Annotated in this window: 21 protein-coding genes; 12 read left to right on the top strand and 9 right to left on the bottom strand. The window is 71.4% G+C overall.

Annotation, left to right across the window (positions count from 1 at the left end; translation table 11 throughout):
* The first annotated feature begins 52 nt into the window (after positions 1–52).
* Both ACF07B_RS24865 and ACF07B_RS24860 read left to right on the top strand, forming a co-directional pair.
* A complete protein-coding gene (locus tag ACF07B_RS24865; RefSeq protein WP_392180563.1) occupies positions 53–685 on the top strand; it encodes a TOPRIM nucleotidyl transferase/hydrolase domain-containing protein in 633 nt (210 codons plus the stop codon).
* Between the two features lie 804 nt (positions 686–1,489).
* Positions 1,490–2,095: a hypothetical protein gene (locus tag ACF07B_RS24860; protein ID WP_392180562.1), complete on the top strand. Its 606-nt coding sequence runs from the start codon at positions 1,490–1,492 to the stop codon at positions 2,093–2,095.
* A 49-nt stretch (positions 2,096–2,144) separates the two neighbouring features.
* On the opposite strand, the gene ACF07B_RS24855 is transcribed toward ACF07B_RS24860, so the two are convergent.
* The 3 genes from ACF07B_RS24855 to ACF07B_RS24845 all read right to left on the bottom strand — a co-directional run bounded on the left by ACF07B_RS24855 (position 2,145) and on the right by ACF07B_RS24845 (position 6,983).
* Entirely contained in the window at positions 2,145–2,645 is a 501-nt protein-coding gene (locus tag ACF07B_RS24855) for a GNAT family N-acetyltransferase (protein ID WP_392180561.1), read from the bottom strand.
* Positions 2,646–2,887: 242 nt separating this feature from the next.
* Positions 2,888–4,495, bottom strand: a complete 1,608-nt coding sequence (locus tag ACF07B_RS24850) for a M48 family metalloprotease (RefSeq protein WP_392180560.1) — start codon at positions 4,493–4,495, stop codon at positions 2,888–2,890.
* A gap of 262 nt (positions 4,496–4,757) precedes the next feature.
* Positions 4,758–6,983, bottom strand: a complete 2,226-nt coding sequence (locus tag ACF07B_RS24845; protein WP_392180559.1) for a HEAT repeat domain-containing protein — start codon at positions 6,981–6,983, stop codon at positions 4,758–4,760.
* Positions 6,984–7,191: 208 nt separating this feature from the next.
* Between ACF07B_RS24845 and ACF07B_RS24840 the strand changes: the two genes are divergently transcribed.
* Entirely contained in the window at positions 7,192–8,478 is a 1,287-nt protein-coding gene (locus ACF07B_RS24840; protein ID WP_392180558.1) for an MFS transporter, read from the top strand.
* 170 nt (positions 8,479–8,648) lie between these two features.
* On the opposite strand, the gene ACF07B_RS24835 is transcribed toward ACF07B_RS24840, so the two are convergent.
* A complete protein-coding gene (locus tag ACF07B_RS24835) occupies positions 8,649–9,587 on the bottom strand; it encodes a hypothetical protein (RefSeq protein ID WP_392180557.1) in 939 nt (312 codons plus the stop codon).
* 300 nt (positions 9,588–9,887) lie between these two features.
* On the opposite strand from ACF07B_RS24835, the gene ACF07B_RS24830 reads away from it, so the two are divergent.
* The gene (locus ACF07B_RS24830) at positions 9,888–10,145 is read left to right on the top strand and encodes a hypothetical protein (protein WP_369480293.1); all 258 of its coding nucleotides are present in this window, start codon (positions 9,888–9,890) and stop codon (positions 10,143–10,145) included.
* A 148-nt stretch (positions 10,146–10,293) separates the two neighbouring features.
* A complete protein-coding gene (locus tag ACF07B_RS24825; protein ID WP_392180556.1) occupies positions 10,294–10,851 on the top strand; it encodes a pyridoxamine 5'-phosphate oxidase family protein in 558 nt (185 codons plus the stop codon).
* A 60-nt stretch (positions 10,852–10,911) separates the two neighbouring features.
* Here the strand turns inward: ACF07B_RS24825 and ACF07B_RS24820 are convergent, their stop codons facing one another.
* The gene (locus ACF07B_RS24820; RefSeq protein WP_392180555.1) at positions 10,912–11,826 is read right to left on the bottom strand and encodes a MerR family transcriptional regulator; all 915 of its coding nucleotides are present in this window, start codon (positions 11,824–11,826) and stop codon (positions 10,912–10,914) included.
* Between the two features lie 95 nt (positions 11,827–11,921).
* Here ACF07B_RS24820 and ACF07B_RS24815 point away from each other — a divergent pair, with 95 nt between their 5' ends.
* Positions 11,922–13,481 (top strand): alpha/beta fold hydrolase, encoded by a 1,560-nt coding sequence (locus ACF07B_RS24815; protein WP_392180554.1) that lies wholly within the window; start codon positions 11,922–11,924, stop codon positions 13,479–13,481.
* A 199-nt stretch (positions 13,482–13,680) separates the two neighbouring features.
* Here the strand turns inward: ACF07B_RS24815 and ACF07B_RS24810 are convergent, their stop codons facing one another.
* Positions 13,681–14,496, bottom strand: coding sequence for a DUF427 domain-containing protein (locus tag ACF07B_RS24810; RefSeq protein ID WP_392180553.1), 816 nt, complete (start codon positions 14,494–14,496; stop codon positions 13,681–13,683).
* A gap of 542 nt (positions 14,497–15,038) precedes the next feature.
* Between ACF07B_RS24810 and ACF07B_RS24805 the strand changes: the two genes are divergently transcribed.
* The 6 genes from ACF07B_RS24805 (at position 15,039) to ACF07B_RS24780 (ending at position 21,124) form a co-directional block, all read left to right on the top strand.
* On the top strand, positions 15,039–15,578 hold the full coding sequence (locus ACF07B_RS24805; protein WP_384237465.1) for a toxin-antitoxin system, toxin component: 540 nt from the start codon (positions 15,039–15,041) through the stop codon (positions 15,576–15,578).
* Between the two features lie 3 nt (positions 15,579–15,581).
* Positions 15,582–16,793: an MAB_1171c family putative transporter gene (locus tag ACF07B_RS24800; RefSeq protein WP_392180552.1), complete on the top strand. Its 1,212-nt coding sequence runs from the start codon at positions 15,582–15,584 to the stop codon at positions 16,791–16,793.
* Between the two features lie 199 nt (positions 16,794–16,992).
* Positions 16,993–18,291, top strand: a complete 1,299-nt coding sequence (locus ACF07B_RS24795) for a hypothetical protein (protein WP_392180551.1) — start codon at positions 16,993–16,995, stop codon at positions 18,289–18,291.
* Positions 18,292–18,541: 250 nt separating this feature from the next.
* A complete protein-coding gene (locus ACF07B_RS24790; protein WP_392180550.1) occupies positions 18,542–19,939 on the top strand; it encodes an FAD-dependent oxidoreductase in 1,398 nt (465 codons plus the stop codon).
* 96 nt (positions 19,940–20,035) lie between these two features.
* Positions 20,036–20,494: a GNAT family N-acetyltransferase gene (locus ACF07B_RS24785; protein WP_392180549.1), complete on the top strand. Its 459-nt coding sequence runs from the start codon at positions 20,036–20,038 to the stop codon at positions 20,492–20,494.
* 216 nt (positions 20,495–20,710) lie between these two features.
* A complete protein-coding gene (locus ACF07B_RS24780; protein WP_392180548.1) occupies positions 20,711–21,124 on the top strand; it encodes a pyridoxamine 5'-phosphate oxidase family protein in 414 nt (137 codons plus the stop codon).
* Between the two features lie 269 nt (positions 21,125–21,393).
* On the opposite strand, the gene ACF07B_RS24775 is transcribed toward ACF07B_RS24780, so the two are convergent.
* The 3 genes from ACF07B_RS24775 to ACF07B_RS24765 all read right to left on the bottom strand — a co-directional run bounded on the left by ACF07B_RS24775 (position 21,394) and on the right by ACF07B_RS24765 (position 22,901).
* A complete protein-coding gene (locus ACF07B_RS24775; protein WP_392180547.1) occupies positions 21,394–21,732 on the bottom strand; it encodes a thioredoxin family protein in 339 nt (112 codons plus the stop codon).
* Positions 21,733–21,916: 184 nt separating this feature from the next.
* The gene (locus tag ACF07B_RS24770) at positions 21,917–22,384 is read right to left on the bottom strand and encodes a DUF5959 family protein (RefSeq protein ID WP_392180546.1); all 468 of its coding nucleotides are present in this window, start codon (positions 22,382–22,384) and stop codon (positions 21,917–21,919) included.
* Between the two features lie 142 nt (positions 22,385–22,526).
* A complete protein-coding gene (locus ACF07B_RS24765) occupies positions 22,527–22,901 on the bottom strand; it encodes a hypothetical protein (protein WP_392180545.1) in 375 nt (124 codons plus the stop codon).
* Positions 22,902–23,091 lie beyond the last annotated feature (190 nt).

The raw sequence follows: 23,091 nt of genomic DNA, 5'->3' as shown, positions 1-23,091 counted from the left end.
CGACGGCGGAATGCCGTTGCCGTGCCGGACGGGGAGGGCTCAGACTCGGCGCATGACCGACATGGGGGCGTTCCGGGAGACAGTCACCGCCTGGGCGGCCGGTGGCCCCGGTGACCTCGCGCGCGAGCTCGCCGCTCGGCTGCCTGTGAGGACGGCCGTGCTGCTCGAAGGGCCGAGCGATCTCGCGGCGGTCGACGCGCTGGCCGCGAGCCGCGGCCGGGACCTGGAGGCCGAAGGGGTGTGTGTCCTGGCGATGAACGGTGCCATGAGCGTCGGGCGTTTCGCTCGCCTCCTCGGCCCCTCGGGCCTGGGCCTGCGGCTCACGGGGCTGTGCGACGAGGCGGAACGGGGCTACTACGCCCGCGCCCTGGAACAGGACGGTCCGGAAGGGAGCACGGCGGGACGACAGGAGTTCTTCGTCTGCGCCGCGGATCTGGAGGACGAGCTCATCCGCGCGCTGGGCGTGTCCCGGGTGGAGGAGCTCGTCCGGGAGGAGGGTGATCTGCGCGCCCTGAGGACCTTCGTTCGTCAGCCGGCACAGCACGGCCGTTCCTCCCAGCAGCAGTTGAGGCGGTTTCTCGGGACGAAGAAGGGCCGCAAGATCCACTACGGCCGCGTCCTCGTCGAGGCCCTCTCCCCCGACGCCGTACCCGCTCCGCTCGACGGCCTGCTCGCCGCGGTGTGAGCACTCCGGACGGCTCACCCGGCGGCGGCGAAGCCGGCCCGTGCGGGCGAGCCTGACCGTCGGTCTCGTCGATCCCCCCGGGCTCGGTCACATTGATGTCCGGAGTCATAGCTTCGCCGACGCCGTGGGCATGGTCCGGCGGACGGGCGAGGACGGTCGAGCTGCCGATCGTGGCGGAGGCCGGGAGGCGTGCGGAGCGGGGATCGTACCCGCACAGCCGGTCCGGGGCTGGCGGGGCCTCGCCCTCGTGACCGGCCAGCCCCCGCGGCCGAGCTGGTCGCCGCCCTGGCCTCGGAGGCCGCACAGGCCCTGGCCCGAACCGGACGCGGCTGACCGGCGCACCGCTCCATCGCCGCACGCTCCGCCATCACTGCCGGGTGGGCCGGGGATCTGTCCGGTCGAGCACGGCGGAGACGCGGGGTGTGGCACGCCCGTCCGCGCTCGCCAGGGGCCGTAGGCATCCTCCACCGTGACCGGGCGGACAGGTCCCGGCATCCTCACGCACCACGCCCGGCACGACTTCGCGAAAAACGGGAAGTCGCTCTGACGGAATGTCACCATTGCCCGGGAAACCGTTAGGGCCCGCCTCTCCGACCCCCGCCGGCCCCCGTCGGCCCCGGCACAGCGCCACCGTTCGTCCGTCCCCTCCGGTTCAACTCACCGGCCGTGGAAACCCGTTCCTCGCAACCCATCTCCAACTCCCTCGTACGCACACGACCGGCCGAGCCTCGGCGGTAACACCCGCCGCGCCTCGTCAGGCCCTGCCGGTCCGGTCTACGGCATCGCCGGAACAGGAGCACGCCCATGCGCCTTTACGCCCAGACCCCCGCACGTCGGAGCCGGCAGGTGGTGGCCGACCTGATCGCCGTGACCCTGATCGCGGTCGCGGTGAAGTTCGCCCTGGTGGTCCACCACGCGATCATGCTGTTGGCCGAGCCGGGGCGAAAGGCCCAGAGCGCGGGCGACAGTCTCGCCGGCGACCTCGACGACGCCGGAGACGCGGCGTCGAAGGTGCCGTTCGTCGGGAACTCACTGAAGAAGCCGCTCACGTCCGCCGCCGACGCCGCCACCGGACTCTCCGACGCCGGACAGTCGCTGGAGGACCTGGTGGGCCGTGTGGCCCTGCTGGCCGCCATCGCCCTGATCGTCCTCTCGGTGGCCTTCGTCCTGGTGCTGTGGCTTCCGCCGCGGCTGCGCTGGATCCGGCGCAGCGCCACCACCCGCCGCCTGCTGGACGCTCCCGGAGGCGCCGACCTGCTCGCGCTGCGCGCCCTGACCGGACCGCAGCGCGACCTCGCCGCGATCCCCACCCCGCCGGGCGGCCTCGCCGACGCCTGGCGACGCGGAGACCAGCAGGTCATCGCGGACCTGTCGGGCCTGACACTCAGGCAGGCGGGCCTGCGGGCGTGACCGGGTGGGGTCGCCGTGCGGGACGTGGCAGAAGCCCCTCCGGAGAGGATCAGGTCAATCGCTTGTGCATGACGACGCACGGGCGGCCGTACTGGCGGTCGGGGCGGCGGTCGATCTCCTGCCATCCCAGGGAACTCCAGAAGGCCAGCGACCCCGGGGTGTTCTCCAGAACCGCCAGCCTGACGCCGGCCCTGCCCTCGCGCCGGTAGCGCTCTTCCACCAGGGCCGCCAGGCGCCTTCCGATCCGCTGCCGGTGAAGGGCTCCGTGCACCAGCAGCAGGCCGATCCACGGGTGTCCGTCGGTGGGATGACGGTCGAGCAGACACAGCAGACCGACGGTCCGGTGCCCCTCGTCACGGGCGAGCAGGACCTCGCAGCCCTCGGTTCCCGCCTCCTCCCGCAGATCCGCCTCGACCTTGTCGGCCGGGATGTGCTCGGGGTCGTACTCGCCGGCGGCACGGCAGTACTCCGGATTGCTCGCGTAGAGGGCGACCACCTCGGCGATCTCCTGCGGGGAGAAGCGGAGCGGTGTGAGTGACAGGGAGGACATCCAGGCAGGCTAACCAGCCGCTCCGGCCGCAGACGACCCTGGGGACCCGAAGGGCGGGGGGAACCACCCGGGCCTTGGCGCATCCCTCGTACGGCGGGAGCGGCTTCGTACGGCAGGAGCGGCCCGCACCGCAGCAGCGACCTCTGCGGCGGAAGCGGCCCGTACCGCAGGAGCGGCCCCCGCGGCAAGAGCGGCCCCCTTTCTGAGCCAGGGATCCGTCGGCCACGCGTCCGAGGCGGCTGTCACGCGGCCACGGACTCGCTGCCGGCGAGCAGGGACCGCAGCCGTGCGGTGTCAGGCGTGTCGGCCACGGCCGCGTCGAGAGCGTCGTCCAGGCCCTTCTCCCACCGCTCCGGCAGGGCGAGTCCGGGCTGTCCCGACCAGCCGGTGTCGGGGACCGCGTGTCCGTTCCGGACGAGGTGCAGATGGACCAGGCCGGCGAGCCCGTCGAAGATCCTCGGCCGGATGAAGTTCCGGGCCGACGGCCCGGTCAGCCGGGCCGCCTGGGGCGGCTTGGGCAGGCGATCGGCGACCTCCATCCACAGGAGTCCGCGGTCGAGCGCGTCCAGCACCTCGTCGAGGCCGGGCAGAGCGGCTTCCTCCGGCCGACCGGCCGGAACGCCCTGCTGGACGGGTACCGCCGCGTCCGCCGTCGGGGCCGTGGCGCGCAGCGCCCTGCCCACGGCGACCCGAAGCGGCCTCGACCACTCCTCCGCGTCGGCCACAGCGCGCGCCATGACGAGGTCGTCCCAGCTCATACGGGGCAACTGTGCCGCCCCGTCCGGCAGCAGGCGCCTCTCCAGCGCCGCGAACACGCCGTCCACGTCGCGCAGCAGCGTGAGCGCGGCCGGAGCGTCCCCGCCGTCCGCTCGGCCGTCGGCGGTCAACTTCTCGATCTGCTCGATCCGTTCGGAATCCGGGGGGTGCGAGTCGTAGCGGTGCGGCCTCGGTGGACGCGTCCCGGCGGAGAGAGCGGCGAGCCGGTCTCCGGGCCGGGCCGCGAGCAGCCGGCGGAATCCGCCGTACACCTCACCCACCGGAGGCAGCGCTCCCATCGGCTGCCCCATCCCGGCGTAGGTCTTCATGTAGTGGGCGTGGGCGGCGGCGAGGACCGGCTGGGCGCGCAGCGTCGCGGCTGTCGCGTCACGGCCCGCGTGTTCGGCGGCCGTCCGGTCGGCGGCGAGCTCCTGGTCGCGGGCGACGGACTGTGAGGTGCGCAGGAACATGTGGGCGTAGCCGACGTACAGTCCGCCGATCGCCTGGTGGAACGAGGTGCTGCCCTCCTGGAACATCTCGACCGTGTGGAGCACCGCTTTCCGGCCGCGCATGGTGAGAGCGCCGAGCCGGCCGTCGCGATGGCCGTAGTGCCCGAACTCGTGGGCGAGGACGGCGCGCAGCCGGGGAACGGTGAGACCGGCGAGCAGGGGCAGACCCAGGATCATGCGGCGCCGTCCGGGCAACAGCCCTAGCAGGCGGCTCTGTTCACCGACTCCCGCGTTCACCTCGTCGACCAGGTACAGCTCGTCCGGCGGCCGTTCCCCCGCCGTCTCGGCGGCGGCCCGGACCTGTGCCCACAGTTCGGGCTGCTCGTCCGGGCCGACGGCGAGGCCGTGGTTCACCGGTCGAAGGCGTCCGGCGCGAAGGAAGGTGAACATGCCCCGCAGGATCACCACCGCCAGCAGCACGGTGACAGCGATGATCATGCCCTCGAACCGGGCCGCTCTCGCGGTGAGCAGTCGTGTCACCAGGAGCCAGTCCAGCACCGCCATGGCCGCCAGCAGGGCGGTGCCTATCAGGAAGAAGCCGGCCAGCAGCAGAACCGCGCGCAGCGCGCGCAGACGGAACGTCATCGGAGTCCCCCCACAGAACTCGGCAGCCCGGACGGGCCGCGGTGCTCGCGGATCTTATCCAGTGGCTGAAAACAGCCGTAGGCCGTCCCCCGCGACGGTTCATGCCTGCTGACATGCTTCGGGCTCGGTGCGCCGGTGCACGTCGATGGTGATGTGACGCGGGTCGCGCGTGCTCGTGTCACAGGAAGGCGGGCCACCTCGTCTCGGGGATGTGACCACTCACGAGCAAAAGGCTGCCCGACGGAGCGGGCCGCTACGGAATTCAGCCGAGCCGTGCGAGGAACGCGCGGGCCACACGCTGCAGTTCCTCGTCCTTCTCGACACCGAGGAGCCAGTCACCCCGGCGGGCGAGTGCGAGCTGTGCGCGGACGAAGGGCACGGCCGGGGCCGCCGCCGGGCCCATCCGGTCCAGGCAGGCCATGGCGTGGTTCGCCGTGGCGCCGTTCTTCCGCCAGGCGTCGAGCAGGGTCCGCACGACGACCGGCGACTCGTCCGGGCCGCCGATGTCCCACAGGGCCGTGGCGGCGTGGACGCGGGTCCATTCGTAGCCGGCGGTGAGCATGTCCCGAAGGCGCGGCAGTACACGCGACGCGGGCGGGCCGATCCGTCCGAGCGCGTCGGCCGCCTCATGGTGGCGGAAGGAGTCGAGGAGGTCCTCCAACAGCGGTACGACCTCGTCCGGGGACCCCTCCGCGGCCCACAAAGCGGTCGCGGCGGCTACGCGGACATCCGGATCGTCGGCCCGGGTCACGGTCCGGACCACGTCCAGTGCGGGCGCGGCCGCGGGCCCCAGGGCGGCGAGGGCGTTCAGGGCGAACGCCGCGATCCGCCACTGCCCGTGCCGCGCCGCGGCGGTCACGGTCTCCGCGATCACCGGCACGGCCGCCGGGTCGCCGAGCCGGCCCAGCGCGGACAACAAGGCCGACGTACCCATGTCGTGCCCCGACGTCGGCAGTTCGGCGCGGCCGAGCTCCCGGCACAGCCGCGGTACCAGTTCTTCGGCGGCCTCGGGAAGCGAACCGGCCACGTGCACCGCACGCCAGGTGTCGACGCCCTTGTCGAGCGCCGTGAGCAGGCAGGGCAGGGCACGACGGTCACCGAGGCGGGCCAGCGCCATGACCGCTCGCTGATGGGCCCGTCGCACCTGCGGGTTCGGCGTCGCCCATACCTCCGGGCCGTACGCGGTGCGCTGTGCCGCGACGTACGCGGCGAGCGCCTCGCGTGCGGGTTCGGCGATCGGGGTCAGTGATCCGAGCGTCTCCGCCACCTCCGCGGTGGTGTACGGATCGCCCTGGTCCAGGCCCTCGGCGACCCGTACGAGCAGAGCGGAGTGGTCCCCGCGCAACGAGGTCATCACGTCCTTGGCCATGCGTATCGCGTCGTGGCGGATACCGGGGTCCGGGCTGCCGAGCTGTTCGGTGAGCAGCGCGGTCCGCTCGGGCACCCGGAAGTCCAGCACCTCGTGGAGGGTCCGCAGCAGGGACGTGGCCGGCGAGTGCACGCGGTTGTACCGGGCGAGGTCCTCGAACGCGGCGGCGATCTGCGGCGGCACGTCCGGCGCCGCGGCGGGCGGGGCGGGAGCAGGCGCAGGCACGGTAGCCGGCGTGGGCGTGGGCGCAGTCTGGCACTGGCAATCCCCGGAACCGGGCTCGGCCCCGGAACCCGGCTCGGTTGCGGAGCCAGGCTCGGAACCGGCGGGCCCGGGCCCAGTTGCCTCGCGGCCTTGCGCGCGTGGAGGGGCGAACGTGATCCGCCGCAGCAGACCGATCGCCTCCGGTACGAGATCCCCACCGATGTGTTCGGGCGCGCATCGGGCCCTTTGCACCAGGGCGGCGAGCCGGACCGCCGGATCGTTCTCCGTGTCGCCGGCCAGACCGCCGAACCACGCCGTCGCGGTCTCCTTCGCGTCCGGGACGCGCAGCGCGAGCGTGGCCATGGCCTCCACGACCGGCAACCGCTCCCGGACCCCGTCCTCGGCGGACATCCGGTCGCGCAGCAACGCGGCCGCGCGACCGGCGTCGTCGATGAACAGGCCGAGCCCCTCGACAGCCGCCCGGCGCACCAGCGGATCGTCGTCCGACGCGTACGCGGCGAAGGAGTCAGCGCGTTCGCGGACGACCACCGCGCTCCCGGCGTAGTCCGGTCCGTCGGTGTACTCCGGTTCATCGGTGCAGTCCGGTCCGTCGATACAGACGTTCTCGCAGCGTTCGACGGCATGGCGCCCGATGCTGACCAGCAGGTGGACGATCGACGCGCGGTCCGGCGTGACGGGGTCGTCGGCCAGGGCGAACAGGAACGGCAGGCTCGCCGTCGTACTCGCGTACACGTCTCCTTGGTGGTGGACAGCGCTGTAGAAGTGGCTGAGCCCGTCCTCGCGGATCGCGGCGTACGGCGAGGCCATCGCCCTCAGCCACCCAGGGATCTCGTCCGCCGGACCGTACGCGTGGGTCATCGAGGACCAGTCGATGACGTCGAGTTCGTTGATCATGATCGGCACTATGCAGGAGGGCACTGACAACGCCGGGCCGATCATGTCGGCGCCGGGCGGACGGGCAGGCGTTCCCCCTGCGCTCCAGGGCCGGGTCCGGCGTACGCGGGAGGACAGCGCCGGTCGAGGCCAAATCGATTCGCCCTGGCCGGAGGGCGCCGGTTACCCTGCGCGACGTGAACGCCCCCCGCGCATCCCGCCGCCCCTCATGAGCCTGACCCGCACCCTGATCGACGTCCGGCCCCTGCGTACGTCACCGGTCTTCAGGCGCCTGCTGATCGGCCGAACCGTGTCCGTGCTGGGCAGCTTCATGACCATGGTCACCGTCATGTTCCAGGTCTGGGACATGACGCGCAGCACGGTCTGGACCGGCGCCGTGGGGCTGGCACAGGCACTGCCGATGGTGGTGTTCGGACTGCTCGCCGGTTCCTGGGCGGACCGTGGCGACCGTCGGCGGATCTATCTCTTCGCGACCGTCGGGCAGGCGGCCGTCTCGCTGCTGCTCGCGGTGCAGGGCTTCACCGGGCATGTTCCGGTGGCGGGTGTGCTCGGCCTGGTGGCCGCGCAGGCCTGCTTCGCGGCGATCGGCGGTCCCGCGGCGGGCGTGTTCGTGCCGAGGCTGCTGCCGAAGGAGCAGGTGGCGGCCGGGCTGGCGCTCCACCAGTTCTCCGGTCAGGCCATGATGCTCGCCGGTCCGGCACTCGGCGGCATCCTGCTCGGCTGGGCCGGCATCGGGCCCTGCTACCTCGTCGACGCCCTGTCCTTCGGGCTCGCCTTCTACGGCGCGTTCGGGCTGCCCCCTCTGCCTCCGGCCGGTGAGCCGTCCCGGGCCGGGCTGCACGGGGTGCTGGACGGCCTCCGCTTCCTGGCCGGGCACCGGGCGGTCCGCGGCGCCCTGATCACCGACCTCGCCGCCTGCGTGCTCTCGATGCCGACGAGCCTGTTCCCACTCGTCAACGCCGAACGATTCGGCGGCAGTCCGCGCACACTCGGTCTCTTCCTGTCCGTGCTCGCCGTCGGCGGCATCGCCGCGTCCGCGCTGTCCGGGACGATCACGCGGCTGGGGCGTCCCGGGCCGGTGATGCTCTGCGGGGCGGGACTGTGGGGCGGGGCCCTCGCGGCCTTCGGCCTGGTGCGTGATCCGTGGGCCGGGCTCGTACTGCTGGCCCTCGCCGGGGCCGGTGACGCCGTCTCGGTGATCTCGCGCAGCACGATCGTCCAGACGCACACACCAGATGCCCTGCTGGGCCGGGTGACGGCGGCCGAGCAGGTCGTCGGCCAGGCCGGCCCCAACCTCGGCAACCTGCGCGGTGGTGTCGTCGCGGGCTGGACCTCGGGAGCGACCGCCCTGGTCAGCGGGGGTCTCCTCTGCCTGTTCGCGGTCCTCTGGGTCGGCGCGAAGACTCCGGAACTGCGGGGCGGATCCGTCCCCGAGACCGATGCCGGCCTCACGCCGCTCAAGCCCGTGGAGGTCCCCGTACCGGACGGATCATGAGCGGCGCGGCCGCGTCGCCCCACGTCGTCTCACGGCCCCGCACCGGCAGAGGCGGGCCGGCCGCACCGGGCAGACCACAGCGGGACGGCCCGCACCGGGCAGCGGCGGGCCGGGGCTGTCCCGGCCCGCCCCTCGCCGGAGTGAGCGGCTTCCCTCCGTCGTCCTCCGTGTCACCCGCGCGGCTTGTCGGCCGGCGGGAACGCGAGGCCGGTCGGAGTGTTGAGGCCCGAGGCGGGAAGCGTGACCTGACCACCGCCGGTCTCCGCGACCCGTACCACCCGGTTGTTGAAACCATCGGCCACGTAGAGGCCGCCGCGGCCGTCCAGGGCGAGGCCCAGCGGATCGCTCAGCCCGGTGGTGGGCACCGTGCTCTGCGTACCACCGCCCGCGGGCACCTTCACGACGCGGTTGTTGCCGCTGTCCGAGATGTAGAGGTCACCGGCGGCGTTCAGCGCGAGTCCGGTGGGCTGGGACAGGCCGGCCGTGGGGACCGTGGTCTGGCCACCGCCGTCCGCGGCGACCTTCACCACCCGGTCGTTGACGAAGTCGGAGATGTACAGGTCCCCGCCCGCGCCGAGTGCCAGGCCCCAGGGGTGGAGCAGTCCCGTGGTGGGGACGGTGGTCTGCCCGCTGCCGTCGCCAGGAACCTTCACCACGCGGTCGTTGAAGCTGTCGGCGATGTAGAGCGTGCCGTGGGCGTCGACGGCGAGGCCCAGCGGGCGCGACAGGCCGGCGGTGGGGACGGTGGACTGCTCCCCGCCCTTCGCCACCACCTTCACCACCCTGTTGTTCCCCGTGTCGGCGACGTAGAGATCACGGGCGGCGTCCCACGCCAGACCGGTCGGGCGCACGACACCGTCGAGGGGGACCGTCGACGGGCCGTCGCCGATCGCCGGCAGTCTCACCACTCGGTTGTTGCCGTAGTCGGACACGAACAGAGGCGCTCTCGCCGGTGAGGGACCGTTCTCCCGCGCCGCGCCCGCCGGTCCGGCGGGCAGGGCGCAGAGCAGGAGGACTCCGGTGACAGCCGCCAGCCGCCGGGCCCATCCCGCACGGTCCCGAGCCGGTGACGTCCTGCGCGTTCGTGCCTGCGTCGTCGTGTGCCTCACGGTTCGCCCATCTGTTCTCGACGGTCGGCGCGTCGCCGTACCGTCCGCGGAAACGATCGCCGCCGCTCAGGCCCGAGGCCGCGCCGGACGACAGCCGCGCCGCCGGTACGCCGAGGGGCCGTCCGACGGCGGAACGCCGTCCTGGGTCCGAGCGGCGGCCGGACCGGCGGCATGATCCATGCCTTCCCCCATCAGGCGCCGCTTCCCACCGCTGTCGCCCGCTCGGCCGACCGGCGCGGTGCGGGGCACTACCGTGCGCCTGCGCGACGGGCGCGGGGAGAGGCACTTAAATACCGGAGCGTGACTACCGAACCTCAGCGTTTCACCGTCCTGCTGGTCCCCGAGTACGTCGTGGACAAGGACGCCGTCTCGGCCCAGGAATCCGCTGTGCGATCGGCGGCCGTCGAGGCGACAGGCGAGACCGGCGAAACGGGCTACCCGCGCTACGCGGGCGACGGAATCGTGGCCGACATCGACCCTCGTACGCGCACGGTCGAGGCGGTTCTGGTCGACGGCTCGGAGCTGGACTACGGACTCAACGCCATTGTGTCCACCTGATCCGGCCCTCAGGTCCACCCGATCCGGTCCGGAGGAAGCGCACGGTCCACCGTCAAGGAATCCTCGTCATCGGGACGGTCCAGCGGGGACGCCGATGAGTTCTTGGCGGTCGACCGGTCGACATCAGGAAGAGGAAGGGAGTTCCGCCATGCCGACACAGGAACCCGCGAGGCAACCCACCACCGAGCTCGACGCCCGCTACAGCTCCGCGCTCCGTGCCCGCCCGGGTGCCGCGGACGTCACGGCCACCGAGTGGGCCGAGGCCCGGCGGACGATGGAGGCCGCCGAGATCTTCTGGGTGTCGACGGTGCGGCCCGACGGCCGGCTGCACGTCACCCCCGTGATCGCCGCCTGGCACGACGGGGTGCTGTACTTCTCCACCGGCCCAGGGGAGCAGAAGGCCAAGAACCTCGCCCACAACGGGCACTGCGCGCTGACCACCGGCGGGAACTCGCTCACCGAAGGGCTCGACCTCGTGATCGAGGGTGAGGCCGTACCGGTCGCCGATCCGGCCGTGGTGGAAGAGGTGATCGCGGCGTACGAGACGAAGTACGGGCCGCACATCACCTCCCCGGAGGGCACCTTCCACGGGATCGGGAACGCGTTCAGAAAGGGAGACGCGGTGGTGTACGCGGTGGCCCCGGCGACCGCGTACGGGTTCGGTCGTGACGACGGGGTCTACACCCACACGAGGTGGGCGTTCTGAGCCCCCGGACCCGGTGGACGTTCCGAGCGCACGCACGGTAGGCGTTCCGAGCCACCCGGATCAGCCGGCCTGGTCGGCGATCTGGTCGTCCAGCGCGGCGCACAGCCAGTCATGGATGGCGCCGGGGGTCGGATCGGGCGACGCGGTGATCTCGGCGGTGAGATTCCAGTAGTGGTCGATACGGGGGTCCGCGGCCAGCATGCCGCTCAGTCCGCGGCGGAACGCGGGCGTGTCCCGCGTGTCACGGGAGCGGGCGTAGGCGGAGACGAAGCAGTCGAGTGCCTCGCCCGTTCGCGGCGAACGTTCCGCACGGACCTGCGGTGACGCCAGCGCGTACGCCTCGACGAGACCGTCGTAGAGCACCGCCGGACGTCCGCCGTCGGGCCGGTGTGCCGCGGGCTGCCCGTTGCCCGTGCCGGGGCAGGGGGCGGTGACGAAGGCGTGCAGCCGGGTGAAGGCCAGCACCTGGGCCGGTGTCGGGCCTTCGGGAAGCTGCGGAACGGAGTGTTCGACGATCGCGGAGACGAGCCGGGCCGGGAGCCGTGGAGGCAGCCAGCGTCGCCAGAAGCGCGCCAGCGGGGCGGTGCTGGGCGGGACGGGCACGGAGCCGATCAGCCGCAGGCGCGCGGCGCGTTCCTCGGGGGCACAGTCCTGGAGCAGCCGGAGGGCCGCCTCCTGCCAGCGCAGGGCGGTGAGTCGCGAGCCGATCTGCCGCAACTGCCCCGCGACGACGTCCTCCAGGGTGTCGTCCCGGTCGAGGATCCGCTCCACTTCGGGAAGCGGCAGGTCGAGGGTGCGCAGCGAACGGATCAGGTGCAGCCGGTCGAGCGCCTCCGGATCGTAGCGGCGATGGCCGCCGGAGCTGCGCGCCCCTTCGGGCAGCAGACCCCGGTCCGAGTAGAAGCGGACGGTCTTGACGGTGACGCCGGCGCGCTCGGCGAGCTCTCCGATGCTCCACATGCTGTCGGGGGACACGGACTTGAACCTCCCTCAGGGGGAGTTCCTACCGTACCGGCGAGCGCGGAGCACCGGTACGCCCGGCCCGCGGACCCCAGTACGAGGAGACGGTGATGACGACTTTCATCCTGGTGGCGGGTGCCCACACCGGCGGCTGGATCTGGCAGGAAGTGGCCGCCCGGCTGAGGGAGTCGGGGGCGCGGGCCTGTCCGGTGACGCTCACCGGCATGGGCGACGAGGGCCCTGCGGCGAGCCCCGGCACGGACCTTGAGACGCACATCGACGATCTGCTGCGCCTGATCGACGAGTTGGACGAGCCGGAAGTGGTCCTGGTCGGTCACTGCTACGGCATCTACCCGGTCCTCGGCGCAGCTGACCGGCGTCCCGAGCGGATCGCCCGGGTCGTCCACCTGGACGCCGGCATGCCCCAACACGGCGACCAGGCGCTGACGTTGGTGCCGGACGAGGCTGTACGCGAGCGGCTGTCGCGGCGGACCGGTGCGGACGGGGACGACCGGCTGATCCCTCCGCCACCGCTCGACGCGTGGCAGCGCTGGGGCAGCGTCGCCGGGATCCCGTCGACGGCCCTGACCCGGTTGACGCAGAACTCTGTGGCGCAGCCGGTGGGCACGCTCACCCAGCCGCTCCGTCTGACGGGAGCGGTGTCCGCGCTGCCGTCGACCGGCGTGCTGTGCACCGGCAACGGTTCGAGCATCGCGATGGTCGAGGGCTTGGTGGCGTTGGGAGATCCCCGCTTCCAGGCCCTCACCGAGCCCCGGGTGACCTTCTTCGAACTCGACACCGGACACTGGCCGATGCTCTCCCGGGCGGACGAGGTGGCCGGGACGCTGCTCCGGGCCGCAGCGGGGGAAGGCCACCGGGTGACGGCCGCGGTGAGCGAACAACCGGCTCACCTTCGCCCGTTCCTGCTGGACCTTCCGGAACGGCGCCGTGAGCGGATCGGACGGGTCGATCTTCACTTCCCCGGTGACCACCTCGCGGATGACCTCCCCGCGGAGCTTCCCGCCGACCCCTCAAAAGCCGAAGGCCCCTGGCCGGCGGTTGTGTTCGTCCATGGCGGTCCGGTTCACCCCGACGTGCGGCCGACTCCGCGAGACTGGCCGGGCTTCGTCGGCTACGCCCGCCTCGTGGCGGATCTGGGGGCGGTCGGCGTCACGCTGGACCATCGGCTGCACGATCTGGCCGACTACGGGCGGGCCGCCGAGGACATCGCCGAGGCCGTCGATCTCGTACGGGCCGATCCGCGTGTCGACGCGGACCGTGTGGCGCTGTGGTTCTTCTCCGCCGGCGGGCTGTTGTCGGCGGACTGGCTGGCGGCGCCCCCGCCGTGGCTGCGGTGTGTGGCGGCGTCCTATCCGGTCCTCGCGCCGATGCCGAACTGGGGGAGCGTCGGTTCGCGGTTCCGGCCCGCGGTCGCCCTGCGGAGCGCGCGGCGGCTGCCGGTCGTGCTGACCCGGGTGGAGCTGGAACGCGCCGAGATCGCGGCGACGGTCGAGGAGTTCCTGGCCGCTGCCAAGGAGTGTGACGCCGATGTCGAGGTGATCGACGTGCCGCTCGGCCGCCACGGTTTCGAGACGACCGACCACTCCGAGCGGGCCCGCGACGCCGTGGAGCGCGCGGCGCGGTCCGTATGGGGCCATCTGCGGGGCTGACCGATGCCCGCGTGCGCCGGGGCGGTCGCGGCTGCCCCGGCCTCCGCCCGGCGTCGCCCACCCGGCCAGGCCGGTTCTCACGGACGGACCCGCGATCCCGTCCTCCCCCGGGTCGCGGCGCGCGTACGGCGCAGACGGTTCACAGGGCGCGCGGATCGATTGGTCCGGACTTCCGGGCCGGCGGCGGAGGGGTGCTCCCTCACGGCCCGGTCTGCTCCGAGAGGGCCCGGGTGAACGGGGTGACGGGGCGCTCCTGGCTTTCGCCGTCCACGGTGATGTCGACTGCCTCGTTGTAGAAGGCCAGGAGATCCTTGATCGCGCCCACCGCCGGGAGCGGATCCGGGTAGCTCCACACGATGTTCGCCGGGACGGCGGCGCCGCCCCGCCACGACCAGTAGTCGGCCGTGCCCTTGTAGGGGCAGCCGGAGTGGTGGTCGGTGGGGACGAGGAGTTCGAGGCGGACGTCCTCGCGCGGGATGTAGAACCGCGTAGGCAGTGACGTCTCGAAGAGCAGGACGGGGCGGACGGTGTCGGCGACGAGTGTTCCGTCGATCTCGACCCGCACATGGCGGCCACTCGCGATGGCGTCCACCCGTTTGTGCGGGTCGCGCGGGTGGATGAAGATCTCTTCCTCCTCCTCGTACCAGTGGTCCGGGCCCCGGCCGACGCGGCCGAACCACTCGAAGGCGATGTGTCCGGCCAGGTCGGACGCGGGGAACGTCCAGGCCGCGTTCTCCTGGAGCTCGCCGTCGAGTTCGAGGTCGTAGAAGATCCGCGATCCGGTGTGTGTGCCCGTCGCGGGATTCCTCGCGGGGCGGAGCAGGTCCTCGCGGACGTCCTCGCGCGGGAAGGCGTACAGCGGCACCGGTACTCCCGGCTCCCACACGAGGACGGGGTGCCTGCTGTCCACGACGGTCACGTCGCCGCGCCGGCCGCGCACCCAGCGCGCGCTGGGTTCCCACAGGAGACCCTCAGGGGTGTTCCGGACGGCTCGTTCGGTGGGGAATGTGCTCATGACCGTTCTCCTTCGGATCGCCCCGACGGCGCCTCGGACACGGTGGGCACGGTCATCCTGAAGCCTCGTGAGTTGTCCAGGCCGCCGAACACCCGCGGGCACCGGTCCATGTCTCCACCAGCCCGCGGAGCGGGGTGCGTGACACCGCTTCCCCTGCGGACGACGGATGGGTTCACGATGCACCAGCGGTGGCCGCCGAGGCCGCTCGGGCCGCATGGACAACGGCAATAACCAGTCATCCGGCCCAGCACCCACAGGTCTGCTTATATCCGACTTGTTCACCATCATATAACCCACTGTGTCGACGCCTTGGCGTGATGGCCCGTGCACAGCAGGCCCGGGTTTGGCATATTGCGCACGGAGGCGGACTGCGTCGACGTCCCGGACCGGCATGGCCTGTCGGCGACACCGACAGGGGGCCGGGCGGATCCGTGCCACGGGTGCACCTGCGGACGGTCCGGCAGGCACGGAGTGAAGCACGCAGACACGAAGCCGCAGGCTTCTCGCACTTCCTGGGGAGAACAGTGCGCAGGGTAAGGGTCATGCGTCGTCTCGTCGACGAACTGGTCGCCGGTATCGGACTACCGGTCCCCACGGAGCCGGACGCCCTGTTCGACGCTTTGATCGGCCTGGTCAGCGCGAAGACGGGACGGGAACTCATCGTTCTTCGCAAGGAATTCCCGCACCGGACGGCCAGCGGTCTCTGGCTCGACCTGGCCGACCGCGACATCATCGTGATCGACGAGCGAGCCACCCCCCTCCATCAGCTGGCGATCTTCTTTCACGAGGTCTGGCACCTGCTCGACGGCGCGTGCGGCAACCACGCCGTCGGCCGGTCCCTGGCGACCGGGATGCTCTCCACCCGACCGGATCTACCCGAACTCGACGAAACCGTGCGCAGGGTGGCCGCGCGCACGCAGTTCAAACACAACGAGGAAAGGGCCGCCGAGATGTTCGGCCTGCTGGCGGCCACCCGGTTCCGCGTCTGGCTCGAGAGCGAGCCCGACAGCATGCCGACGGGTCGCGGTGACATCGCCGGACGCATCAGCGCGTCGCTGGGAAACCGTCGCCGGCAGGTCTGATCCGTGGACTCCTTCGACTACTACATACCCGCCGCCGCTCTGTGGATCTGCTTCGCCGTGAAGCTCCCGGATCTGCGCAGAGCCTGGCGTGACCCACTGGTCCGGTCGGTCTGCGTCGTCATCGCCGTGGGGGGCGCGGGATTCTTCTTCGCGGCTCCCCCGACGATCGCCGCGGTGAACGACATCAGCGGGGTCCCGAACGCCTCGAGCCTGCTGGTCTACATCATCATCACCGGGTTCAGCGCCGCCTGCCTGCTGCTGATCGTTCACTGGCGCGGTGGCTCGCCCGAGCACGTACGGCGGGTCTCGCGACACTGGCTCCTCGGATACACGCTGGTCGTCGCGGCCCTCATCGTCCTGTTCGGCCTGGGTGACGCTCCCGTCGAACGCCGCACCGACTTCGACACGTACTACGCGTCGGCGCCGTTCATCGGCGAGATGGTCATGCTGTACCTGCTGGCCCACATGACCGCCGCGCTCGTCACCACCGTGATGTGCTGGCGCTGGGCTCTTCAGGTCCACGGCTGGCTGCGTGCCGGCCTGTGGATCCTGTGCGTCGGCTGGCTGCTGAATCTCTCCTTCAGCAGCCTCAAACTCGCCGCGGTGGCCGCTCACAGAAGTGGCCGGGACTGGGACGTGCTCAGCACCACCCTCTCCCCCTTCTTCTCGGCCATGGCCACCCCTTTCGCCATCGTGGGATTCCTGCTGCCGCTGGTGGGGCCCTGGGCGGTCACCGTCGGACGGACTCTTGCGGCGTACGTGCAACTCGGGCCGCTGTGGGACGAACTCCGTGGCGCCAGCCCCGACACGTCCCTCGCCACGCCCATCCGCTGGTACGCCTCGCCCCACGTCCACCTGACCCGACGCGAGGCAGGCATCCAGGACGGTCTGAGCCTCGTACGTCCGCAGCTCGACGACGAGGTTCGCGCCCGCGCGCAAGCGGCCGCCGAAGCCGCCGGATGTACCGGCCCGGACGCCGTCCACATCGGCCGAGCGGCGATGATCCGGGCAGCCGCGCAGGCCACACGTCAGGGCCGTACCCGCGCACCGCGCACACCGGGGGACTCCGCCGTCCCGACCCTGCGTGCCGCTCTCGTGGGCGTGTCCCGTGCCCTGCGCGGTTCATCCGTCGTGGCCGCCATCCGCGCGGAATCCGCGGTCTCCCCCCGCCCCGCCGCCAAAAACATCGAGGATGGCGAGAAATCACCCACATGAGCCCATCGGCCACCCCACCCCCGGGGTTCTCAGCCGCACCGCTCCCCCGCCGAACCGGTGCGCCCGCGGACCCTGCGGAGGCCCTCAGCCTCTCCGGGTCACGCACCCGCACCGGTCCCCGGTCGCTTGGAGTCCTCACGCCGCCCACGTCCGCCGCTGTGAACCCGCACGCGGTCCCCGACCCGAAGGCCCGTGAGCGATGAACGGCAGCGGCTTGGTGTTCTACGTGCCCGGCGCGATTCTGCTGATCGCCGTCGCGATCAAAGTCCCCTCCCTGAAAGGCACCTGGCGGGACCCCGTGATCATGCCCAGCTGCGCGCTCCTGCTGATCGGCTCCGTCGTATGCGTGCTGTCCGCTCCGCCGACGATCACCGCGGTCAACGCTTTCACCGGGATCTCCAACTTCTCCGGACCGCTGGTGTACTGCGGCATGTCCGCACTGAGCGCTTCCTACCTCGTCCTGATGATCGCCTGGCGGGGCGGACCACTCCCCCGGATCAAGCGGCGGACGCTTCTGGTCGTGGCCCTCTACACCCTGGTGATCACCGCCATCGTGGTGCTCTTCGGACTGGCCGAGGTGCCCGTCGAGCGGACCCGCGACCTGGACACCTACTACGCCAACACGCCGTACATGCGCGAAATGATCCTGTTGTATCTGGTGTTTCACACCCTTGCCACCGTCGCCCTGACGGTCATGTGTCTCAGCTGGCTCCGGATGATCACCGGAGTCACACGCACCGGTCTGACCCTGATCGTCATCGGCAGCTGCTTCGATCTGTCCTACCAGCTGGTGAAGTACACCTCCATGGCGGCCCGTTGGACCGGCCGCGACTGGGACTACCTCAGCACCGACGTGTCACCGCCTCTGGTCGCGGTGGCCGGCGTCCTCGTCGCCACCGGCTTCGCGCTGCCCCGCCTCGGCCCCCCTCTCACGGACAACATGCGCGCCTGGAAGCGCTACCGGCTCCAGAAACCGCTCTGGGCGGAACTGCGCGAGCTACGCGGCCCGGCTACGGCGGAGTTCCGCTGGTGGACCTCTCCCGTGGTGCGACTGACCCAGCAGGAGATCACGATCCTGGACGGCATCCTGGCCTGCGCGCCCTACCTGGACAGGGAGATCCGGGACGCCGCCTACGCCGAGGCACTTCGCCAGTCGGTCCCACCGGGGGACTCCGGCCCTGCGCCGAGGAGCCGCACCGGGTGGGCGAGGTTCCGTACACGGCGACCGCGGTCCGTCCCCGTTCCCGCTTCCCCAGGCCCTCGGCAGGTCACCGGCGCACGACAGTCGGAGCTGGAGGACGCGATGGTGGTGGCGGACGCCGCCATGCTGGCCGCGGCCCGCATTCATGTGACGAGCCGTCATGACGAGTACGCCACCTCCGAGACGAGGCTCCTCGAAACCGTGGAACAGCCCCACACAAGGGTCAGGCTCGCCCAGGCGATCGAGACCTCGCCCATCGTCGCGGCAGCCCGTCGGCGCGCTGCCCTGCAAGAGTGATCGCGGCGACAGGAAGGATCGCGACGCGCGTACATGGTGCCCGTCCCCTCGGCGACGGCTCTCCGGAAAGGGCGCGCCGCCGACCGATGCCGGAAGCGTCGGGCGTCCACGTAACCGCGGCCCGCGCCCCGGTGGCCGGATCTGACGGTACGTTGTCGTCTCCCGCAGTTCGAACACCGGTGCCTCTGACGGCGATTGCCCGCCAGGGGCCTTCACGGCCGGAAGGCCGCCAGAAAGGGTGCTTCCGCCCATGCCCGAAAGAACGTCCGGTCGTCGGCCCGCCGCGCTCGTGATCGGAGGAGGAATGACCGGCATGCTCGCGGCGGCCGTCCTCTCCGACCACGCGGACGTCACGGTCATCGAGTCCGACGTCCTGCCCCTGCTGCCCGCCCCGCGCAAGGGACTTCCTCAGGCCCGCCATGCCCACGTGCTGTGGTCAGGCGGGGTGCTGGCCCTGGACGACCTGCTGCCCGGCATCACGGATCAACTCGTCACCCGCGGCGCCCGCCGTGTGCCGATCATGTCGGGCATGGTCAGCAAGGCGCCCTCCGGACAGTGGTTCAGACGGTTCGACAACGCCCACCACATCAACCTCGTGTGCAGCCGCGACCTGCTCGACGCGACGATCCGTACCGAGGTCCTCCAGCGGCCTCACGTGACCTTGCGCGAGCAGACCGACCTCATCGCACTCGAAGGCGACGCCGAGCACGTGACCGGCGTTCGCGTACGCGGGACCTCGGGGGAAGGGACGCTCTCGGCCGACCTCGTCATCGACGCCACCGGACGCGCGAGCCGCGCACCGGTCTGGCTGACCGGCCTCGGACTGCCACCCGTGCGGGAGCGGGTCGTCGACGCCGGCGTCGGCTATGCGAGCCGGATCTACCGGGCCCCCGCCTCGGCGGGCGAGGACTTCCCCATAGTCAACGTGCAGGCGGACCCCACGCGGCCGCCGGGCAGGGGCGGCATCATCCTCCCCATCGAGGAGGGCCAGTGGCTGGTCACCCTCTCCGGCAGCAGAGGAGGTCAACCCAGCCGTGACAACGCCGAGTTCGTGCCGTTCGCCCGCTCTCTCGCCCATCCCGTCATCGGAGAACTCCTCGCCGGGGCAGAGCCGCTCACCGATGTCGTCACCACCCACAGCACGGCCAACAAACGCCGCTACTTCGAGCAGTTGCCGAGTTGGCCGGCCGGCTTCGCCGTTCTGGGAGACGCCGTCGCCGGATACAACCCCGTCTACGGACACGGCCTGACGGCTGCCGCGCAAAGCGTCCTGGCGCTCAAGCGGGTCCTCGCCAGGCACGCCCTCGACTCCCGGGAGACGGCCGGGCTCGTCCAGCGTCGTGCCGCACGCCCTGTGGGACAGGCGTGGGATCTCGCCGTGGGCCAGGACGCCCTCTACCCAGGCGCCACGGACGAGGCACCGAGCAGATTGGAACGTGTCGCCGCCACCTTCATCGACCGCGCCGTCGACGCCGGGGCGCGCAACCCGCACGCCTTGCGGGTGCTCCTGGATGTCATGAGCATGGAGCGATCACCGGCCCGGCTCCTCGGGCCCGACATGCTCTTTCGTGTCTTCCTCGGCCGGAAGGAGCCCCTCCTGGACGGCCCACCGCTGACGGAGGCCGAACGGAAGGCCGCAGGTCTCTGATCACGCCCGGTGATCAACCAGGCCCACACGCCAAGGTCCGGCGGCGGAAACGCACCCGGGAAAGCGGGAAGAATCCCGGGCGATAGTGTGATCATCATGGCTGACTGGGAGCTTCGTCCGGCGTCACTTCGAGACGTCGAGGCGATCGTCGAGTTGCGGGCCGTGGTGATGCGGGCGGACCTGGAACGGCTCGGACGCTACGACCCGCACCGCGTGCGCCAACGGCTGCGGGACGGATTCGAGCCGGCCCACACCTGGGTGATCGAGGTCGCCGGCGCGTTCGCCGGGTGTGTGGCCCTGCGGCCGACGAAAACCTGCCGGTGGTTCGAGCACTTCTACCTGGCGCCCCGTCTCCAGGGCCGCGGCATCGGCTCTGGCGTGCTGAGCGAACTGCTGGAGCGGTGCGATCGGATCGGTGTCCCGGTCCGGCTGAACGTACTGCAGGGCAGTCCGGCCCGGCGGCTGTACGAGCGGTACGGGTTCACCGTCGAGGCGGAGGACCCGGTGGACGTGTTCATGGTCCGCGAGCCCCTGCCGGTGGGCGAGCCGGGCTGACGAGTACCGGACCGGGTTGCGGAACGTTCTGGGGCACGTTCCCCGTCGCGCATGGGTGGCGTCCCTCATCCCGGGCCCACGGGCCAGGTGCCCGGGCCCTGGATCCCGATCCCGCTCGTGGCCTGGGCCGTCCGGCACGTGGCCTGCCTTTCGGCTCCCCCTCAGTAGGGCCGACCGGCCCTATTCGGTCCCGGCGCGGGCAGGGACGATGGCTGGATGTCCCAGGAAGACCCGTTTCACGAACTCGACCGGCAGGAGTGCCTGCGCCTCCTGGCGAAGGTCCCGGTCGGCCGCGTTGTGTACACCCGGCAGGCGCTGCCCGCGGTCCTTCCGGTCAACTTCTGTCTGGACAGGGACGACTCGGTTCTGCTGCGCACCTCGTCACACACGGAACTCCTGCGTGCGATCGACGGCGTCGTGGTCGCCTTCGAGGCGGACGAGTTCGACGCGGAGACCCGGTCCGGCTGGAGTGTGGTCGTCACCGGACGGGCCACCGTCGTGACCGACCCCGCCGAGCACGAACGGCTGACCGAGGCCGGCCCGACCTCCTGGATGCCGACGCGGAGCACGGTGTTCGTCCGGATCGAATCGGAGATGGTCAACGGACGTGAGCTCAGGGGCCACGCGTGACGCGATGGCCGCCGGGCAGGTCCCGCCCGCGCTGCCGCGCCGCCGATGACGCCCTGTCCGCCCGACCTCCCCCGCCGGCCCGGTCCCACCGGAACCGGGCCCCGGCACCGCCTGCCCACCGGACGGACGTGACCCACGCCGATTCCCAGGTGCCTGGTGGTCGGGGGACGTGGTCCGCCGGGCAGAACGGCGCCGCCCGAGTCGGAGGCCGGACCGCACGCCCACGGCTTGCGTGACGGACGACGCGGCCTCGGTGCCTCGGCAACCCCTCAGAGGTGGCCGTCCAGGAACGTCCGTACCTCGGCGATGGTCATGAGTCCCGCCCCTTGCTCCACCACCTCGCCTTCCTTCAGCAGGACGTAGGAGGGGGCCCCGGTGATCCCGTATCGCTCGGTTGCGGCTGGACAGCGCGTGATGTCGGTGCGGACGGGCGTCAGGCGACCCGCGTATTCGTCGGCGACAGCACCCACGACGAGGTCCATCACCCGGCAGGGCTCGATCGCCTTGGGCCAGGTCCCGGTGAAGTATGCGAGGACCGGGACTTTGCTCATCCCGAGGATGAAATCGAACTCCGCGTCCTCACGGGGTTGGTGAACCCGCTTCGCCATGGAAGCTCCTGCCTTCGCGTTCCGTCATTCCCTCCCCATCATCCCCCGCGCCGCGAGGCACGCCGGTCGCGGTCGCGTCTCGTCGGTCGTCAGGCTGACCTGCCCCGGAAGGAAGGGAGGGACGGGGGCTGGACACGCCTGCCGGGTCATCGCCCGGCATCTGCCGACGCCGGTTCGCAACTGTTCAGCGCCGCCACTCGTAGACACCGGGAGAGGTCCTCACAACCTCCTGGGGCCAGGCAGCACGGACCCGCAGCAGCCGTTCGTGGTGCTCATCGGCCCATCCGTCGGCCAGGCGCACCGGGACACGGACGGATGTCCCCGATGCAGCCATGTCAGCCACCACGAACACGAGAAAGCCATCCTGTCCGGACGGCTCGAACCGGATCTCGGGGTTGCGCCCGTCATCCATCCAGACGGCATTCCGCCCGGCTGCGAGCTCGCTCAGTGCCTGCGACCAGCTGTCCAGGTCGTCCGGGGTCAGACACACATCAAGTGACCCTTGGGCGAAGCCACTGGTGACGACGATCTCCGCATCGAGGTAGTCGTGCATGGTCAACACCCCCGGCATCGTCCGGCCGAGAACCCTGACCTCAAGACCGCTCTCCCCGTCGACCAGACGGATGAGATCCACAACACTGTCCTCGGACATGGCCGTTGCCCACTCTCACATCGACTCTCGTCATCACGCACGTGCGTCAGAACTCGGCAGTACGGGGACTGCGTCAGGAGTTCTCAGGCCGGTCGTCTCCAGCCGGACGCGGCGGGCGCGCGCAGGCGCGCCCGCCGTGGGATCAGCAGGTCGCCCTGCTGGAGATCTTCACGCCGTTGACGGTGAGGCCGGGGCTCATCACGGTGGTCGTGTTCGGGCCGACGCAGAGCGTTCCCGCGGAGCTGCGCAGGTAAGCCACGTCGTCGTTGCGGGTATTGAGGACGATGTAACCATTGCGGGACGTGACGTCCTGGAATCCGCTGGTGACGACCCGGAACTTGGCGGCGGGGTGGCCGGCGGTGACGGCGGCCTGGTTCACGTAGAGGCAGACGTACGGGTACGCGCAGCCGTGCTGTACCGGCTCCGCGGTCGCGGCCGGGGCACCGGCCACGGACACGGCCGCGACCGCACCGGCGACGACGGCGAGGTGCGCCGCTTTACGGATGGTGAAGTGCATCAGTCCCCCAGGGATTCGATTCGGTTCGGGTTCATCGGCAAGCGGTGCTCGACCGCGGGGACAGCGCACGCCGTACCGGGCACTGGTCAGGGTGTCGGAGGTGTTCGCCGTCGTCCGCGGCGACAAGTCCGCACACGGCAGGGTCTCATACGGTCGCACAGGTGATCGACCGTCATGGGGCCCGCGACTG

It is taken from the genome of Streptomyces sp. NPDC015532 (genome assembly GCF_043078065.1).
Taxonomy (GTDB): Bacteria; Actinomycetota; Actinomycetes; order Streptomycetales; family Streptomycetaceae; genus Streptomyces.
Note: the sequence above shows the minus strand (reverse complement) of the source record. Positions and strands in the feature narration are given on the sequence as shown.

What these genes read in the sequence shown, in the direction of transcription:
- ACF07B_RS24770 (WP_392180546.1), bottom strand. Translation starts at nt 22,384, where the DNA reads ATGTCCGAGGACAGTGTTGTGGATCTCATCCGTCTGGTCGACGGGGAG.
- ACF07B_RS24775 (WP_392180547.1), bottom strand. Translation starts at nt 21,732, where the DNA reads ATGGCGAAGCGGGTTCACCAACCCCGTGAGGACGCGGAGTTCGATTTC.
- ACF07B_RS24810 (WP_392180553.1), bottom strand. Translation starts at nt 14,496, where the DNA reads ATGAGCACATTCCCCACCGAACGAGCCGTCCGGAACACCCCTGAGGGT.
- ACF07B_RS24850 (WP_392180560.1), bottom strand. Translation starts at nt 4,495, where the DNA reads ATGACGTTCCGTCTGCGCGCGCTGCGCGCGGTTCTGCTGCTGGCCGGC.
- ACF07B_RS24795 (WP_392180551.1), top strand. Translation starts at nt 16,993, where the DNA reads ATGAACGGCAGCGGCTTGGTGTTCTACGTGCCCGGCGCGATTCTGCTG.
- ACF07B_RS24825 (WP_392180556.1), top strand. Translation starts at nt 10,294, where the DNA reads ATGCCGACACAGGAACCCGCGAGGCAACCCACCACCGAGCTCGACGCC.
- ACF07B_RS24845 (WP_392180559.1), bottom strand. Translation starts at nt 6,983, where the DNA reads ATGATCAACGAACTCGACGTCATCGACTGGTCCTCGATGACCCACGCG.
- ACF07B_RS24815 (WP_392180554.1), top strand. Translation starts at nt 11,922, where the DNA reads ATGACGACTTTCATCCTGGTGGCGGGTGCCCACACCGGCGGCTGGATC.
- ACF07B_RS24765 (WP_392180545.1), bottom strand. Translation starts at nt 22,901, where the DNA reads ATGCACTTCACCATCCGTAAAGCGGCGCACCTCGCCGTCGTCGCCGGT.
- ACF07B_RS24840 (WP_392180558.1), top strand. Translation starts at nt 7,192, where the DNA reads ATGAGCCTGACCCGCACCCTGATCGACGTCCGGCCCCTGCGTACGTCA.
- ACF07B_RS24780 (WP_392180548.1), top strand. Translation starts at nt 20,711, where the DNA reads ATGTCCCAGGAAGACCCGTTTCACGAACTCGACCGGCAGGAGTGCCTG.
- ACF07B_RS24790 (WP_392180550.1), top strand. Translation starts at nt 18,542, where the DNA reads ATGCCCGAAAGAACGTCCGGTCGTCGGCCCGCCGCGCTCGTGATCGGA.
- ACF07B_RS24865 (WP_392180563.1), top strand. Translation starts at nt 53, where the DNA reads ATGACCGACATGGGGGCGTTCCGGGAGACAGTCACCGCCTGGGCGGCC.
- ACF07B_RS24860 (WP_392180562.1), top strand. Translation starts at nt 1,490, where the DNA reads ATGCGCCTTTACGCCCAGACCCCCGCACGTCGGAGCCGGCAGGTGGTG.
- ACF07B_RS24805 (WP_384237465.1), top strand. Translation starts at nt 15,039, where the DNA reads ATGCGTCGTCTCGTCGACGAACTGGTCGCCGGTATCGGACTACCGGTC.
- ACF07B_RS24855 (WP_392180561.1), bottom strand. Translation starts at nt 2,645, where the DNA reads ATGTCCTCCCTGTCACTCACACCGCTCCGCTTCTCCCCGCAGGAGATC.
- ACF07B_RS24785 (WP_392180549.1), top strand. Translation starts at nt 20,036, where the DNA reads ATGGCTGACTGGGAGCTTCGTCCGGCGTCACTTCGAGACGTCGAGGCG.